The following is a 16,038-nucleotide window of genomic DNA, read 5'->3' on the forward strand; positions in this document are numbered from 1 at the left end:
TTCAGAGGAGATGGCAGTGGAAACCGCGGCGCAAAACGGTTCGAGCAACCAGACCGGGACCGCGCGCGTGAAGCGCGGGATGGCCGAGATGCTCAAGGGCGGCGTGATCATGGACGTGGTCACCCCTGAGCAGGCGCGTATCGCCGAGGCCGCCGGTGCGGTCGCGGTGATGGCGCTGGAGCGCGTCCCCGCCGACATCCGCGCGCAGGGCGGGGTGTCGCGCATGAGCGATCCCGACATGATCGAGGGCATCATCGACGCCGTCACGATCCCGGTGATGGCCAAGGCCCGCATCGGACACTTCGTGGAGGCCCAGATCCTGCAGAGCCTCGGTGTGGACTACGTCGACGAGTCCGAGGTGCTCACGCCCGCCGACTACACCAACCACATCGACAAGTGGAAGTTCACCGTGCCGTTCGTGTGCGGTGCGACCAACCTGGGCGAGGCGCTGCGCCGCATCACCGAGGGTGCGGCGATGATCCGCTCCAAGGGCGAGGCCGGCACCGGCGACGTCTCGAACGCGACCACGCACATGCGCAAGATCGGCGGCGAGATCCGTCGGCTGACCTCGATGAGCGAGGACGAGCTCTATGTCGCGGCCAAGGAGTTGCAGGCGCCCTACGAGCTGGTGGTCGAGGTGGCCCGGGCAGGCAAGTTGCCGGTGACACTGTTCACCGCGGGTGGCATCGCCACCCCGGCTGACGCGGCGATGATGATGCAGCTCGGCGCCGAGGGGGTCTTCGTCGGGTCGGGCATCTTCAAATCGGGCAACCCCGAGCAGCGGGCCGCGGCGATCGTGAAGGCCACCACGTTCTACGACGACCCGGACGTGCTGGCCAAGGTGTCGCGTGGTCTGGGTGAGGCCATGGTGGGTATCAACGTCGAGGAGATCGCCCAGCCGCACCGGCTCGCAGAACGCGGCTGGTAAACCACCTTCATGGCGATCGAAGAGATCCTCGACCTGGAGCAGCTCGAGGTCAACATCTATCGCGGGAGGGTGTTCAGCCCCGAGTCCGGCTTTCTGCAGCGAACATTCGGCGGCCACGTCGCCGGACAGTCGCTGGTGTCCGCGGTGCGCACGGTCGCCCCCGAGTTCGAGGTGCACTCGCTGCACGGCTACTTCCTGCGGCCCGGGGACGCCAGGGCGCCCGCCATCTACACCGTCGAGCGCATTCGCGACGGTGGGTCGTTCTGCACCCGCCGGGTGAGCGCCATCCAGCACGGCGAGACGATCTTCTCGATGTCGGCGTCGTTCCAGACCGACCAGTCCGGCATCGAGCACCAGGACGCCATGCCGCACGCGCCCGCCCCCGAGGAGTGCCCGGGCTTCCGGTCCGGTGGTGCGTTCGACGACGCAGGCTTCGCGCAGTTCGCCGAATGGGATGTGCGCATCGTGCCGCGCGACCGCGTGCAGAAGATCCCGGGCAAGGCCTCACAGCAGCAGGTGTGGTTCCGCCACCGCGATCCGATGCCAGACGACCACGTGCTGCACATCTGCGCACTGGCCTACATGAGCGATCTGACCCTGCTCGGCTCGGCCCAGGTCAACCACCTCGACGTGCGCAAGCACCTGATGGTGGCGTCGCTCGATCACGCCATGTGGTTCATGCGGCCGTTCCGCGCCGACGAATGGCTGCTCTACGACCAGACGTCGCCCTCGGCCTGCGGTGGGCGGGCGCTGACGCAGGGCCGGATCTTCAACCAGTACGGCGAACTGGTGGCGGCTGTCATGCAGGAAGGCCTGACCCGCTACAAGCGCGACTTCACGCCCCCCGAGGAGAACTCATGACCGCCCATGTGGGCGTGCTCGCATTGCAGGGAGACACCCGCGAACACCTGGCCGCGCTGCGCGAGGCAGGCGCCGAGGCGTCGACCGTGCGGCGCCTGTCCGAACTGGCGGCCGTCGACGCGCTGGTGATCCCCGGCGGGGAATCGACCGCGATCAGCCACCTGCTGCGCGAGTTCGACCTGCTCGAGCCGTTGCGCGCGCGCATCGCCGAAGGCATGCCGTGCTACGGATCGTGCGCGGGAATGATCCTGCTGGCCACCGAGATCGCCGACGCGGGTGTGCCCGGCCGCGCAGCGGTGCCGCTCAAGGGCATCGACATGACCGTGCGCCGCAACGCATTCGGCCGTCAGGTCGACTCGTTCGAGGGCGACATCGACTTCGTCGGGCTCGACACACCCGTGCATGCGGTGTTCATCCGGGCGCCGTGGGTCGAGCGCGTCGGCCCGGACGTCGAGGTGCTCGCGCGGGCCGACGACCACATCGTCGCGGTGCGTCAGGGCCCGATGTTCGCGACCGCGTTCCACCCCGAGGTGACCGGCGACCGGCGCATCCACAAGCTGTTCGTGGACTCGCTGTAGTTCGTCGCGTCGAGAACGACGAGAACGTCGTCTCACGCGCCTCGCGGCGACGATTGCGTCGGTTTCGGCGGTGTCCGGCGCCGGCACGATGCCCGGCCGGTGCGGCCGGGTCGACGGCCCACGTAAACTGGACCGTCGGAGTTCGACCAGGAAAGAGGGCGTACCTGCATGAGCGGCCATTCCAAGTGGGCCACCACCAAGCACAAGAAGGCCGTCATCGATGCCAAGCGCGGCAAGATGTTCGCCAAGCTGATCAAGAACATCGAGGTTGCTGCGCGCGTCGGCGGCGGTGATCCGGCCGGTAACCCGACGCTGTACGACGCCATCCAGAAGGCCAAGAAGAGCTCGGTGCCCAACGACAACATCGAGCGGGCCCGCAAGCGTGGCGCCGGTGAGGAAGCGGGCGGCGCCGACTGGCAGAACATCACGTACGAGGGTTACGGCCCCAACGGTGTCGCGGTGCTCGTCGAGTGCCTCACCGACAACCGCAACCGCGCCGCGGGCGAGGTCCGCGTCGCGATGACCCGCAACGGCGGCAACATGGCCGACCCGGGTTCGGTGGCCTACCTGTTCTCCCGCAAGGGCGTGGTGACCCTGGAGAAGAACGGCCTGACCGAGGACGACGTCCTGCTGGCGGTGCTCGAGGCCGGCGCCGAAGAGGTCAACGACCTCGGCGACTCGTTCGAGATCATCTCCGAGCCGTCCGACCTGGTCGCGGTGCGCACCGCGCTGCAGGAGGCCGGTATCGACTACGACTCGGCCGACGCCAGCTTCCAGCCGTCGGTGACCGTGCCGGTCGATCTCGAAGGCGCCCGCAAGGTGCTCAAGCTCGTCGACGCGCTCGAAGACAGCGACGACGTCCAGGACGTCTACACCAACATGGACATCCCCGACGACGTCGCCGCCCAGCTCGACGAGGAGTAGCCGCTAGACCAGCGCGTCGGCGATCGGGGTGTCACCCGAGATCAGCTCGAACGTGCGGCCCGCGGTCTGCGGTGCGTCCAGCACCGCCACCAGCACCCGGGCGACGTCCTCACGCGGCACCGTGCCGCGCCCGGTGGACTCGGCGATGCGCACCAGGCCCGTGCCCGCGTCGTTCGTGAGGCCGCCGGGACGCACGATCGTGGTCCGTAAACCGCTGCGTGCCCGCACGTTCGCATCGGCCTCCGACTTGGCCTGCATGTACACGCGGAACACCTCGTCGTAGCTCTCGTCGAGCGAGCGGTCGTCGGCCGCGAGCGCCGACACCATCACGTACCGGTCCACACCGGCGGCCTCGGCGGCGTCGGCCAGCAGGATCGCCGCGTCACGGTCGACGGTCTGCTTGCGTGCCGCGCCGCTACCCGGCCCCGCACCCGCGGCGAACACCACGGCGTCGGCGCCACGTACCGCGCCGGCCACCTCGTCGACCGTGGCCTTCTCCAGATCGAGCACGATCGGCTCGGCGCCCGCGGCCTTCACGTCGGCCGTGTGGTCCGGGTTGCGGATCAGGCCCGCCACCGAGTCGCCGCGATCGGCCAGCAGTCGTTCCAGGATGAGCGCGATCTTTCCGTGCCCACCCGCGATCACCACGCGCAACTTCCTACCTCCTGTCATGTGCCGTCAGACGGCGAAGACCTGCGAATCATCGGCGAACGCCTTGAACTCCAGGGCGTTGCCTGCCGGGTCGAGCAGGAACATCGTCCACTGCTCACCCGTCTCGCCCTCGAACCGCACGTACGGTTCGATGACGAATGTGGCCCCGGCGGTGCGTAGCCGGTCGGCCAAGGCGTGAAACGCGTCCACGGTGAGAATCAATCCGAAGTGCGGCACCGGCACGTCGTGCCCGTCGACCGGGTTGTGCACCTGCCGCGCCCGCTCCGGCGCCAGATGGGTGACCACCTGATGCCCGTGCAGGTTCCAGTCGATCCACCGCTCGGAGCTTCGGCCCTGCGGCAGTCCGAGGACCTCGCCGTAGAAGTGCCTCGCGGCGTCGAGGTCGTCGACGGGCATGGCCAGATGGAAACGGGGGATGGGGGAGTCCAGAACGGTCACCGGTCACCTTTCACGCGTCTTCGTGCCTCGATCCTGGTTCCGACACTACGTTTGTCGTTTGTCGCGTGGCAGATCCGCTTCGACGCCTCGCCTTCGCTGTCGAGCGTGTCCCTGCCCGGGGCTGACGGTGCGGCACGCTAGGCTCTCGAACAGATGTTCTGACGAAGGGGTTCGCGTGCGGGTGATGGGAGTCGATCCCGGACTGACGCGCTGTGGTCTGTCGATGATCGAGAGCGGCAAGGGCAGACAGGTCATCGCGCTGGACGTGGACGTGGTGCGCACGCCCGCCGACACGCCGCTGCAGAAACGCCTGCTGACCATCAGCGACGCGGCCGAACACTGGATGGACACCCACCGTCCCGACGTGATCGCGATCGAGCGGGTGTTCGCCAACCAGAACGCCAACACCGCGATGGGCACCGCGCAGGCCGGCGGCGTGATCGCGCTGGCGGCGGCCAAGCGCGACATCGAGGTGCACTTCCACACGCCGTCGGAGGTCAAGGCCGCGGTCACCGGAAGCGGCCGCGCCGACAAGTCCCAGGTCACCGAGATGGTCACCAGAATCCTTGCGCTGCAGGCCAAACCGACACCCGCCGACGCCGCCGACGCGCTCGCGCTCGCGATCTGTCACTGCTGGCGGGCGCCGATGATCGCACGGATGGCCGCGGCCGAGGCGATGGCCGAGGAGCAGCGGCGCAAGTTCCAGGCGAAGATCAAGGCGGCCCGCGGATGATCGCGTCGGTCCGCGGTGAGGTCATCGACATCGCGCTCGACCACGCCGTGATCGAGGCGGCAGGCGTGGGCTACAAGGTCATGGCCACCCCGTCGACGCTCGCGACGCTGCGGCGCGGCACCGAGGCCCGGCTCATCACCGCGATGATCGTGCGCGAGGACTCGATGACGCTGTACGGGTTCGTCGACGGCGACGCGCGGGATCTGTTCCTCACACTGCTCGGGGTGTCCGGGGTCGGGCCGAAGATCGCGCTGGCCACACTGGCCGTGTACGACCCGCAGGCGCTGCGGCAGGCGCTGGCCGATGGTGACGTCACCGCGCTGACCCGCGTGCCCGGTATCGGCAAGCGCGGCGCCGAGCGCATGGTGCTCGAACTGCGCGACAAGATCGGACCCGTCAGCGCGGGCGGGGGCGCAGCGGTCGGCGGACACGCGATACGCGGACCGGTGGTGGAAGCCCTTGTGGGTCTGGGCTTCGCCGCCAAGCAGGCCGAGGAGGCCACCGACAAGGTGCTGGCCAACGACCCCGAGGCCACCACGTCGTCCGCGCTGCGCGCGGCGCTGTCCATGTTGGGTAAGAAGTAACCATGGGCCGGTTCGAGGACGACGCCGAGGTCGAGGACCGCGAGGTGTCCCCAGCGCTCACCGTCGGCGAGGGCGACATCGACGCGAGCCTGCGCCCGCGGTCGCTGGGGGAGTTCATCGGGCAGCCCCGCGTGCGCGAACAGTTGCAACTCGTGCTTGAGGGCGCCAAGAAACGCGGCGGCACGCCGGATCACATCCTGCTGTCGGGTCCACCGGGCCTCGGCAAGACCTCGCTGGCGATGATCATCGCGGCCGAACTCGGCTCGTCGTTGCGCGTCACGTCAGGCCCTGCGCTGGAACGCGCCGGTGACCTCGCGGCCATGCTGTCCAACCTCGTCGAACACGACGTGCTGTTCATCGACGAGATCCACCGCATCGCGCGGCCCGCCGAGGAGATGCTCTACCTCGCGATGGAGGATTTCCGCGTCGACGTCGTGGTCGGCAAAGGCCCTGGGGCGACATCGATTCCGCTCGAGGTCGCACCGTTCACGCTGGTCGGGGCCACCACCCGCTCGGGCGCGCTGACCGGACCGCTGCGCGACCGCTTCGGCTTCACCGCGCACATGGACTTCTACGAGCCGGTCGAACTCGAACGCGTGCTGGCGCGTTCGGCCGGGATCCTCGGCATCGAACTCGGGGCCGAGGCCGGCGCCGAGATCGCCCGGCGCTCGCGCGGCACGCCACGCATCGCCAACCGGTTGCTGCGCCGCGTACGCGACTTCGCCGAGGTGCGTGCCGACGGCATCATCACCCGCGACATCGCGAAGTCCGCACTCGAGGTCTACGACGTCGACGAGCTCGGTCTCGACCGCCTCGACCGTGCGGTGCTCTCGGCACTGACCCGCAGCTTCAACGGCGGGCCGGTGGGCGTCTCGACGCTGGCCGTGGCGGTCGGTGAGGAGGCCACCACGGTCGAAGAGGTGTGTGAACCGTTCCTGGTGCGCGCCGGCATGATCGCCCGCACACCGCGCGGACGGGTCGCCACGCCACTGGCATGGACCCATCTGGGCTTGCAGCCACCGGTCACAGGGATCGGTCAGGCCGGACTGTTTGACTGACGCCATGACCGTCGCCGGGTTGGTGTTCGCCGCGCTCGCCGCGGTACTGCATGTCTACATCTTCGTCATGGAGTCGCTGACCTGGACGTCGGCGCGTACACGCGCGACCTTCGGCACCACCGCCGAAGAGGCCGAGGCCACCAAGAAACTCGCGTACAACCAGGGCTTCTACAACCTGTTCCTGGCGATCGTCACGGCCGTCGGCATCGGGTCGATCGTGTTGGGGCACAACGCAGTCGGTGTGGCCCTGGTACTCGCGGGCGTCGGGTCGATGCTCGCGGCGGCCCTGGTGCTGCTGGTCAGTTCGCCTGACAAGGCGCGGGCCGCCCTCACACAGGGTGCCTTTCCGTTGCTCGCCGTCGTGTTCGTGGTGCTCGGCCTTCTGCTCTGATCCCGACCGGATTGCCGCCATCCGGCCCGGCCACCTTTGATATCAAACGTTTGACCCTGTTTTTCGCTCGTTGGTAGCTTGCGCCACAGAGAGTTTTTCGCCTTCTACGCATCACATTCGACGCGGAATTGGAGTCTTCGATGACCCGGTTCATCGACATCTCGATGTCTTTGGAGAACGACGTCCCGGCAGATCCGCCTGGTTACGAGTTCTCCATCGAGTACACCAGCCACCAGGACACGCTGCCGATGCTGCAGCGTCGCTACGACGGACTGCAGCCCGAAGAGCTGCCGAACGCCGAGGCCTTCGCGCTGGAAACCGTTCACCTGTCGACACACAACGGCACGCACGTCGACGCGCCCTGGCACTACTCGTCGATGATGGAGGACGGCAGCCGTCCGCGCACCATCGACGAGATGCCGCTGGACTGGTTCCTGCGTCCCGCGGTCAAGCTCGACTTCCGGCATCTCGACGACGGTTACGTCGCCACCGCGGCCGACGTCCAAGGCGAACTCAAGCGCATCGGCTACACGCTGCGGCCACTGGACATCGTGGTGGTCAACACCTCGGCGGGCGCGAAGTTCGGCACGCCGGAGTACCCGCAGAGCGGCTGCGGTCTGGGCCGCGAGGCAACCCTGTGGCTGTGCGACCAGGGGGTGCGTGTGGTGGGCACCGATGCGTGGAGTTGGGACGCGCCGTTCTCCTACGTCGCCGAACGGTATGCCCGTGACCGCGACGCCTCGATCATCTGGGAGGGCCACAAGGCCGGCAGGCGCACCGAGTACTGCCAGATCGAAAAACTGCGCCACCTCGACCAATTACCCGATCACGGATTCACCATCGCCTGCTTCCCGGTGAAGATCCACGCGGCCTCTGCGGGCTGGACCCGCGCCGTGGCCATGATCGACGACACGAACGGAGCCAACTGATGACCGAAACCCACACCAGGGTCGACCACGTCGCTGCGATGACGCACCTGGACCGCAAGCCCACCACGTTCGACTCCTACAAGGACCGCTACGAGACGATCCGCATGGAGCGCACCGACGGCGTCCTGGAGTTGCACTTCCACACCAACGGTGGTCCGCTGCAGTGGAGTCTGTTGGCGCACAACGAGTTCGAGGACGCTTTCCTCGAAATCGGCCGTGACCGAGAGAACGACGTTGTCATCATGACCGGAACCGGTGAGGAGTTCAGCGGGCCCGCGATCGCCCCCGGACAACACCCCAACCGCCGTACCATGACCCCGGAGACCTACGACCCCATCCAGTGGGAGGGCAAGCAGCTGCTGCCGAACCTGCTTTCCATCGAGGCGCCGGTGATCGCCGCGATCAACGGGCCTGCCGTGCGTCACGCCGAGATCCCGCTGGTCTCCGACATCGTGCTGGCCACCGAGGACACCTATTTCCAGGACACCGCACACTTTCCCGGCGGCATGGTGCCCGGTGACGGCATGCACATCGTGATGCCACTGCTCATGGGTCCCACCAGGGCGCGCTACTTCCTGCTGACCGGACAGCAACTGTCGGTCGCCGAAGCGCGCGAGATCGGGCTGGTGAACGAGGTGGTGCCCCGCGACGACCTGCTGAGCCGGGCCAGGGAACTGGCCGCACAGCTGATGCGGCAACCGCGACTGGTGCGCCGCTACAGCCGCACGGTGCTCACCGAGGATCTCCGTCAGCGTATGCACGGCCTGCTCGGGTACGGCCTCGCACTCGAGGGCCTCGCACGTATGAAGAGTTGACGGCTCTTTCGGCCATTCCACATTCGATCTCGACGAGGAGAGCGATGGACACCAGGACCGCCCCCGGCAGGTGGCCGAAGCGGCATGCCCTCGAATTCGCCACGGGACAAGCGCGGTTCGTCGACGACATCCGGCCGCAGGGTCTGCTGCACATGGCGGTGGTCCGCAGCACGCGTGCACACGCTCGAATCGTCTCGGTCGATGTGTCGGCGGCGGCCGCCCGCCCGGGGGTGGTGCTGGTGCTCGACGCCCACGAGGCGGCCCGGCACCTCGAAACACTGCCGTACCAGTTCGGCGCACCCGAACTGCTCGGCGCCCGCAATGTCGCACTGCAGGCCCTCCCGGTCGACAAGGTCCGCTACGTCGGAGAACCCGTCGCAGTCCTCGCGGCGGAGAACCCCCGCGCCGCACGGGCCGCCGCGGCGGCCGTGGCGGTCGAATACGACGACCTCCCCGAGGCACCGCGGCCGCATGAATACCTCGGCGCCAGTGTGCTTTCGGCAGAACAGCGCGAACATGTCGTCACCGAGAACCATTTCTCCAGCGGCGACCCCGACGGTGCGCTGGCGCGCGCCGAGCATGTCCTCGACGCCGAGTTCACCGTCGGCCGCAGCACCACCGCACCGCTGGAGACGCGGGGATACGTGGCGTCATGGGATCCGAGCGCCCAGCGGCTGACCGTCCACGCCTCACACCAGCAGCCGTTCCAGTTGCGCGACGAACTCGCCGAGGTGCTGCGCCTTGAGCCCGAGGCGATCCGGGTCGTGGTCCCGAATGTCGGCGGATCGTTCGGCCTCAAGATGACCGGCCAGGTCGAGGAGCCGTTGGTGTGCCTGCTCAGCATGCTGTGCGAGCGGCCGGTCAAGTGGATCGAATCACGGGCCGAATGCTTTTTGGGTGGCGGGCGTGAACAGATCCACCGTGTGCGAGCCGGTTTCGGCGGTGACGGACGTGTCGAGGTGTTCACCGACCACATGGTGGTGCCGGTCGGCGCACGATCGGTGTCGCCGGGATGGCGGCAGGCCTACGTGAGTGCGGCCAGTTTGCCTGGGCCGTACGACATCCCACACGTCGACGTCACCTCGCGCGTGGTGACGACCAACCTTCCGCCGTGGCATTCCTGCCGGGGATTCGGCAAGGAGGCCCCCGTGTTCGTCATGGAACGCGTGATGGACCTCATCGCCCGCCGGTTGCGCCTCGACCCCGCCGAGGTGCGACGCCGGAACTTCCTTCCCACCAGTGCGTTTCCACACCGGATGCCGTCGGGCTACCAGATCGACAGCGGTGACTACCGCGCGGTCCTCGACCGCGTCATCGACATCTCGGGATATGCCGGCACACACCGGCAGCCCTCGTCGGCCACCGTGCGCCGCGGCGTCGGCATCTCGTTCGAGATCACCCCCGAAGGCGGCGGCCACGCATCGGGCCGATTGGCCCCGAACGTCACACCCACCGTCGCCGCCGACGAGAGCGCGACGGTCCGTCTCGACCGCGATGGGCACGTCACGGTGCTCAGCGGGGTCACCAATCCTGGCGGTGGCAACGACACCGCGCTGGCCCGGCTGGCCGCCGAAACACTCGGCACCACAACCGAGAACGTGACCGTGGTCCAGGGCGACACCAGCCTGTGCCCACCAGGAACGGGCAACGCCAGCAGTCGCGGTGTCGCCGTGGGCGGCGCGGCCGTGGTGCTCGCGGCCCGCGACATGGCCGACGAACTACGGCGCACGGCCGCGGCGACGCTGGGCTGCGCGCCGCACGAGGTCACACTCGCCGACGACGCCGCGCATGCCGCCAGTGGTGCGTCCATCCCGCTGCGGAACCTGTGCGCGCGCGCCGCCGAGTGCGGCGAACTGTCGTACACCCGCAGTTACCGCCCCACACCGCCGGACGATCCGGCCTACCGCTACAGCTATCCCTACTTCTCCAGCGGCGCGTACGTGGCCGAGGTCGACGTCGACACCGCGACCGGCGTGGTCAAGGTGCATGCGATCACCGCGGTGCACGACTGCGGACGCGTCGTGGAACCCGTGCTCGTCGAGGGACAACTGCAGGGCGCGATCGCCATGGGCATCGGACTCGCCCTGTACGAGGACAACCGATTCGAGGCCGACGGTGCGCCGGCCACGCGCACCTTCAAGGAGTACATGGTGCCGCGCGCCAACGACCTGCCCGACTTCGTCATCCGCCACCACGAGACCCCGGCGCCCACCACCCTGCTGGGCGCCAAGGGGGCCGGTGAGGCCGGTGTCGGGGGAGCACTGGCCGCGGTCGCCAACGCGATCGACGACGCGCTTCAGGGCGCCCAGCACGGGGCGGGCGAGCCGATCGCGACCGTGACGAGCGTTCCCCTGGACCCACCGACGGTGCTGTCACTGATCCCCGAACCGCGAGGCCTCGGATGAGCGCCTTCCGGACGGTGCTGCCGCGCAACCGAGACGACGTCGCCAAGAGCCTCGCCGACATCGTCGGGGGCGGCGGCGACGCGCTGATCGTCGGCGGCGGAACGCTGACGGTGCCCGCGCTCGTTCGCGGCGACATCACCGCGACCCACGTCGTCGACCTCGGCAAAGCGGATCTCGACGGCATCGAATTCGGCCAGGAGGCAGCCGAAATCGGCGCGTCGGTGAGCTATCAGCAGATCCTGGAGTCCCGGCGGATCCGTCGTGACCTGCCGTTGCTGCACCGGCTGTGCTCAGGTATCACCGGCGGTATCCAGATCCGCAACCAGGGCACCGTCGTCGGGGCACTGTGCGCCGCGCGGCCCCAGTCCGACATTCCGGCGGCCTTGGTGGCGCTGGGCGCCGAGGTGCTGATCCACTCGACCTCGGGAACCCGGATCGTGGACGCGCAGACGTTTCTGCGCGGTGCCGAGCAGACCGACCTCGCAACCGGCGAGTTCGTCACCGCAGTACGCGTACCGTGGCCCGCCACAGCGGGTTTCGGATATGTCAAGCTCAAATCCGCCGAATCGTCCTGGCCCGTGGTCACGGCCGCGGCCGTGCTGCCAGGTCATGTCGTGCTCGGCGGCGTCGCGAAAGTCCCGCAGTTGATCCGACTTCCGGACCCCGGCATGGTCCGCACCGTGGTGGCCGAACATGTCGACCGCATCCCGCCCACGCAACGCTGGGCGGACCTGCGGGCCGACTGGAACTACCGACGGCGAGTCGCGCCTGAGATCGCCGCGCGCGCCGTCGAACAGGGGGTGGACCATGTCTGACACGGTCGACATCAGCGTCGAGGTCGACGGAGATCCGGCCCATCTCACCGTCGAGGCCGACCTCACGCTGCTCGACGTGCTGCGCGAGGAACTCGGGCGTACCGAGGTGCGTGCCGGTTGCCGCAACGGCGACTGCGGAACCTGCACCGCGGTTGTCGACGGGCGCTGCGTGAAAACCTGCCTGATCCTCGCGGCCAGGGCCGACGGTGCCCGCGTGAAGACCATCGCCACACTGTCCGACGGCGACCGACCGGACGCGGTTCAGCGCGCGTTCATGGAGCAGTACGGCTTCCAGTGCGGTTTCTGCCTGCCCGGCATGCTGCTCGCGGCGACCGACCTGCTCGACCGCGACCCGAACCCTTCCGCCGCCGCCATCCGGGATGCCTTGAGCGGCAACCTCTGCCGGTGCACCGGCTACACCAACGCGGTGCGCGCCGTGCAGCGCGCAGCGGAACTTCGCAACCAGCCCCCGAGCTGACACACCTTCACACGCACACCGGGCGAATGGCGCCGCGGTGGTGATCCACCTTGCCCTGAGGAGGTCCGATGTCCATCCCCAACGACCATCTGGTCGATGTCGCCATCCGGCAGGAACACCGTGCGCAGCACCGGTTCCGCACACTGCTCGGGGCGGGCGTCGGCAACACGCTCGAATGGTACGACTGGAGTGTCTACGCGATCTTCGCGCCGTTTTTCGCTCATCAGTTCTTCGTCGGCGACGGCGGCACGGGAGCCGTGCTGTCCACGCTGGCGGTGTTCGCCGTCGGGTTCCTCATGCGCCCGGTCGGCGGATTCCTGTTCGGCTGGCTGGCCGACCGGCGCGGCAGGCGGTTCTCGATGACCACGTCGATGCTCCTGATGGCGGCGGGCAGCCTGGTGATCGGTGTGGCGCCGGTGCAGGCCGATGTGGGCATCTGGGCGGCCGTCATCCTGATCGTCGCCCGGCTCGCGCAGGGACTGGCGCACGGCGGTGAGATCGCGGCGTCCTACACCTACATCGCGGAGGTCGCACCGCCGGCCCGGCGCGGACTGTGGTCGACCAGCCTGTACGTGTCGGTGACGGCGGGCATCGTGCTGGCGTCGGTGATCGGCGCGGCCGCCAGCAGCATCCTGGGCGCCGACGCCCTCGCACAGTGGGCGTGGCGGTTGCCCTTCCTGCTCGGCGGCCTGCTCGGCGTCGTCGGACTGTACCTGCGGCGCAGTCTGCCCGAAACCGAGGCGTTCCTGGCCGAGGACACCGGACCGGCACAGCAGCCCGCCACCACACGGGACGTGATCCGCGGATTGCGCAGCCACAAGGCCAGTCTCGCGCGCATGGTCGGGTTCAGCCTGGCGAGCACCGTGGTGGTCTACACGTGGGCCATCGGCATCTCGGGGTTCGCGATCAGCACGCGCGGGGTTCCCGCGGGCGCGGCGCTGTGGGCGACCGTGGCCGCCAACCTGGTCTTCATGGCCACGCTTCCGTTGTGGGGCAAACTGTCCGACCGCTACGGACGCAGACCGGTGTTCATCACGTACTCGATCGCGTTCATGGTGCTGTCGTTCCCGCTCCTGGCGGCCATCGACGACTCACCGGTCCGGCTGTTCCTCATCGTGTCGGTCGCGCTGTTCTTCCTCGGCGCGTTCGTCGGCATCATGCCCGCCTACTTCGCCGAACTCTTCCCGACCCACGTGCGCGCGTCGGGCATCGGTGTGCCGTACTCCTTCACGGTCGCGGTGTTCGGCGGCACGGCCCCGTACATCGCGACGTGGCTGGCGAGCCACCACCTCGAGTGGATCTTCGCGCTGTATAGCGTGGTCCTTGCCGCCATCGGGCTCGTCACGACGTTGCTGAGCCCGGAGACCAGGGGCCGGAACCTGTTGTGACACATGCGGGGCTGAAACACACCCCCTCGGATCGCGCGATCGTTGCCTAGGCTCGCATCCGAGGGAAGGAAACACACCTATGACGATGATGTTGGTGCACTACGTCGGCAACGCCGACAGTCGGTTCGACCGCGACTACTACATGACCGAGCACGTGCCGTTGGTCGAGCGCACGTGGGGCCCGCACGGACTGCGATCCGCCGAGGTCTATTTCGCGGCCGAGGCGGGTGAGGCGGACGGTGTGATCACGATCTGCCTGTGCCACTTCGAGGATCGCGACGCGATGGAAAAAGCGCTGTCGGCACCGGAGACCGCGGCGGTCATGGACGACGTTGCCAACTTCACCGACATCGCGCCGGTCCGCACCGTCATGGAACGCGGGGTAGGCGGCGCGACGTGACGGCCACGGGGACGGGTTGGTGACCGGACCAGGGAGGCGGCGTCGGCCTACGCTCGCCGACGTCGCCGACATCGTGGGGGTGGACCCGAGCCTGGTGTCGCGGGTGCTGCGCAACGACCCGCGGGGCTTCGCGTCGACGAGGACCCGCGAACGCATCGTGGCGGCCGCCGAGAAGATCGGCTACCGCGCCAACGCCGCGGCGCGTGGGCTGCGCAGCTCGCGCACCATGGCACTCGGCCTGCTGCTTCCCGGGTTCACCAGCCCGGTCTACTCCGCGATCGTGCACGGGGTCGAGGCCCGCGCCAAAGAGCACGGGTACGGCCTGGTGCTCGGAACACACGCCGCGGGTGATCCACACGAGACCATGACCTCGATGCTCATGCACGGCAGCGTCGACGCCCTCCTGGTCGCGTCCGGCCGGATCGAGGATCAGGCGCTGCGCCGGTTGGTCCAGGAGGTGCCGCAGACGGTGGTGCTGGTGAACCGCCAGGTGCGTGGCATATCCGCGAGCGTGGTGCTCAGGGATGCCGACGCCGCGGCCGTCGCGGTGCGCCACCTCGTCGAACTGGGGCACCGTCGCATCTGCGGCGTGTTCGGGCCCGCGACGCTCGACACGATGGTGCGCCGCAGGCACGGGTTCGCCACCGAGTGCGCGGCCAACGGCGTCGAGTCCTCGGCGATCGAGCTGCCCGAGCGCAACCATGCCGCCGGATTCGAGGGCGCCATGCGTGCGCTCGAACGCGGCAACCCCCCGACCGCGATCGTCGCCGCGACGTTCCCGATGGCCGTGGGTGTGCTGGCGGCCCTGCACCAGCGGGGGATCGCGGTACCGTCCGCGATGTCGGTGCTCGCGCTGCACGACGACAACCTCGCGAGCTATCTCATCCCTCCGCTGACCGCGGTGTCGCTGCCCACCGAACGGCTCGGCGCCGAAGCGGTCGAACTCGCGATCGCGATGGTCGGAGGCGGCCAACCGCGCCGGGTCGTGGTGCCCGACGAACCGCACATCGTGCTGCGCGGTTCCACCGCGGCACCGTGATATCAAACGATTGCCGCCGGGGGCTCCTGGAAATTGGCTTCGGCGTCGAGGCCGACCGGGTCCGGAGATCCTCACGAAAGCCGTTGCGGGTAGATCGATCATCCGAAGGGATACGCCCATGCATTCCGATGCCAGTGTCGAACAGGCCTCCACGATGGTCGAGGTACTGAAGCGTTTCTACGTCGCGGAGACGGCGTACCTGGGCTCGGACGACAAGGACTTCTCGATCGTCGCGCCGACGCTTCACCCGGATTGTGTTGTGCTGCACCCGCAGTCGCTGCCCTATGCCGGACGGTGGGTGGGTCACGAGGGTGTCGAACGCTGGCTCAGGGCGTTCGGGGACACCTGGTCGGCTTTGGAGGTCACCGACCCGGTCTTCTACCCGTCGGGATCGGACACGGTGTTCGTCCGCTGCCACGTTCGCGCAGTGGCGCGCGCCACCGGAACCGAGATCGACTGGCCCATGCTGCAGATGATCACGATCAGAGACCGGTTGATCGGCGAGATCGAGCCGTTCATGTGGGACACCGCGGCGACGCTGGAGAAACTGCGGCCGCAAACCTGATGTGGCCGCGGTCCTTGTGGGACCGCGGCCACGCCAG

Annotated in this window: 19 protein-coding genes; 17 read left to right on the top strand and 2 right to left on the bottom strand. The window is 68.5% G+C overall.

Annotated elements, in window-relative coordinates; all coding sequences use genetic code 11:
- The first annotated feature begins 16 nt into the window (after nt 1-16).
- From pdxS to AT701_RS14750, 4 genes are all read left to right on the top strand, one after another.
- Complete coding sequence (gene pdxS / locus AT701_RS14735) at nt 17-928, top strand: pyridoxal 5'-phosphate synthase lyase subunit PdxS (protein ID WP_011728705.1); 912 nt, start codon at nt 17-19, stop codon at nt 926-928.
- Between the two features lie 9 nt (nt 929-937).
- Nucleotides 938-1,789, top strand: a complete 852-nt coding sequence (tesB, locus tag AT701_RS14740; RefSeq protein WP_003894316.1) for an acyl-CoA thioesterase II — start codon at nt 938-940, stop codon at nt 1,787-1,789.
- Nucleotides 1,786-2,367 (top strand): pyridoxal 5'-phosphate synthase glutaminase subunit PdxT, encoded by a 582-nt coding sequence (gene pdxT, locus AT701_RS14745; protein ID WP_058126104.1) that lies wholly within the window; start codon nt 1,786-1,788, stop codon nt 2,365-2,367. The genes tesB and pdxT overlap by 4 nt, the downstream gene beginning before the upstream one ends.
- Before the next feature lie 168 nt (nt 2,368-2,535).
- Nucleotides 2,536-3,291 carry a YebC/PmpR family DNA-binding transcriptional regulator gene (locus AT701_RS14750; protein WP_058126105.1) on the top strand — a complete coding sequence of 252 codons (756 nt, stop codon included), beginning with the start codon at nt 2,536-2,538 and terminating at the stop codon, nt 3,289-3,291.
- Between the two features lie 3 nt (nt 3,292-3,294).
- Here AT701_RS14750 and AT701_RS14755 read toward each other — a convergent pair whose 3' ends face one another.
- On the bottom strand, nt 3,295-3,945 hold the full coding sequence (locus AT701_RS14755) for an NAD(P)H-binding protein (protein ID WP_058126106.1): 651 nt from the start codon (nt 3,943-3,945) through the stop codon (nt 3,295-3,297).
- A gap of 24 nt (nt 3,946-3,969) precedes the next feature.
- On the bottom strand, nt 3,970-4,401 hold the full coding sequence (locus AT701_RS14760) for a VOC family protein (protein ID WP_058126107.1): 432 nt from the start codon (nt 4,399-4,401) through the stop codon (nt 3,970-3,972).
- A gap of 175 nt (nt 4,402-4,576) precedes the next feature.
- On the opposite strand from AT701_RS14760, the gene ruvC reads away from it, so the two are divergent.
- From ruvC to AT701_RS14825, 13 genes are all read left to right on the top strand, one after another.
- The gene (gene ruvC / locus AT701_RS14765; RefSeq protein WP_003894321.1) at nt 4,577-5,134 is read left to right on the top strand and encodes a crossover junction endodeoxyribonuclease RuvC; all 558 of its coding nucleotides are present in this window, start codon (nt 4,577-4,579) and stop codon (nt 5,132-5,134) included.
- Nucleotides 5,131-5,718 carry a Holliday junction branch migration protein RuvA gene (gene ruvA, locus AT701_RS14770; RefSeq protein WP_011728708.1) on the top strand — a complete coding sequence of 196 codons (588 nt, stop codon included), beginning with the start codon at nt 5,131-5,133 and terminating at the stop codon, nt 5,716-5,718. Before ruvC ends, ruvA begins: the two co-directional genes overlap by 4 nt.
- 2 nt (nt 5,719-5,720) lie before the next feature.
- Nucleotides 5,721-6,776 carry a Holliday junction branch migration DNA helicase RuvB gene (gene ruvB / locus AT701_RS14775; RefSeq protein WP_011728709.1) on the top strand — a complete coding sequence of 352 codons (1,056 nt, stop codon included), beginning with the start codon at nt 5,721-5,723 and terminating at the stop codon, nt 6,774-6,776.
- Between the two features lie 4 nt (nt 6,777-6,780).
- Entirely contained in the window at nt 6,781-7,167 is a 387-nt protein-coding gene (locus tag AT701_RS14780) for a DUF1304 domain-containing protein (RefSeq protein WP_058126108.1), read from the top strand.
- Between the two features lie 140 nt (nt 7,168-7,307).
- Nucleotides 7,308-8,096 carry a cyclase family protein gene (locus AT701_RS14785; RefSeq protein ID WP_011728711.1) on the top strand — a complete coding sequence of 263 codons (789 nt, stop codon included), beginning with the start codon at nt 7,308-7,310 and terminating at the stop codon, nt 8,094-8,096.
- Nucleotides 8,096-8,911 carry an enoyl-CoA hydratase/isomerase family protein gene (locus AT701_RS14790; protein WP_011728712.1) on the top strand — a complete coding sequence of 272 codons (816 nt, stop codon included), beginning with the start codon at nt 8,096-8,098 and terminating at the stop codon, nt 8,909-8,911. Before AT701_RS14785 ends, AT701_RS14790 begins: the two co-directional genes overlap by 1 nt.
- Before the next feature lie 44 nt (nt 8,912-8,955).
- The gene (locus AT701_RS14795; protein ID WP_058126109.1) at nt 8,956-11,316 is read left to right on the top strand and encodes a xanthine dehydrogenase family protein molybdopterin-binding subunit; all 2,361 of its coding nucleotides are present in this window, start codon (nt 8,956-8,958) and stop codon (nt 11,314-11,316) included.
- Complete coding sequence (locus AT701_RS14800) at nt 11,313-12,131, top strand: FAD binding domain-containing protein (protein ID WP_058126110.1); 819 nt, start codon at nt 11,313-11,315, stop codon at nt 12,129-12,131. Before AT701_RS14795 ends, AT701_RS14800 begins: the two co-directional genes overlap by 4 nt.
- On the top strand, nt 12,124-12,609 hold the full coding sequence (locus AT701_RS14805) for a (2Fe-2S)-binding protein (RefSeq protein ID WP_003894329.1): 486 nt from the start codon (nt 12,124-12,126) through the stop codon (nt 12,607-12,609). The genes AT701_RS14800 and AT701_RS14805 overlap by 8 nt, the downstream gene beginning before the upstream one ends.
- Before the next feature lie 68 nt (nt 12,610-12,677).
- Complete coding sequence (locus AT701_RS14810) at nt 12,678-13,997, top strand: MFS transporter (RefSeq protein ID WP_058126111.1); 1,320 nt, start codon at nt 12,678-12,680, stop codon at nt 13,995-13,997.
- Between the two features lie 79 nt (nt 13,998-14,076).
- Nucleotides 14,077-14,397, top strand: coding sequence for an EthD family reductase (locus AT701_RS14815; RefSeq protein WP_011728716.1), 321 nt, complete (start codon nt 14,077-14,079; stop codon nt 14,395-14,397).
- A 19-nt stretch (nt 14,398-14,416) separates the two neighbouring features.
- On the top strand, nt 14,417-15,436 hold the full coding sequence (locus AT701_RS14820; RefSeq protein ID WP_011728717.1) for a LacI family DNA-binding transcriptional regulator: 1,020 nt from the start codon (nt 14,417-14,419) through the stop codon (nt 15,434-15,436).
- Nucleotides 15,437-15,554: 118 nt separating this feature from the next.
- Nucleotides 15,555-16,001 (top strand): nuclear transport factor 2 family protein, encoded by a 447-nt coding sequence (locus tag AT701_RS14825; RefSeq protein ID WP_003894333.1) that lies wholly within the window; start codon nt 15,555-15,557, stop codon nt 15,999-16,001.
- The last annotated feature ends 37 nt before the right edge of the window (nt 16,002-16,038 follow it).

The organism is Mycolicibacterium smegmatis, assembly GCF_001457595.1.
Taxonomy (GTDB): domain Bacteria; phylum Actinomycetota; class Actinomycetes; order Mycobacteriales; family Mycobacteriaceae; genus Mycobacterium; species Mycobacterium smegmatis.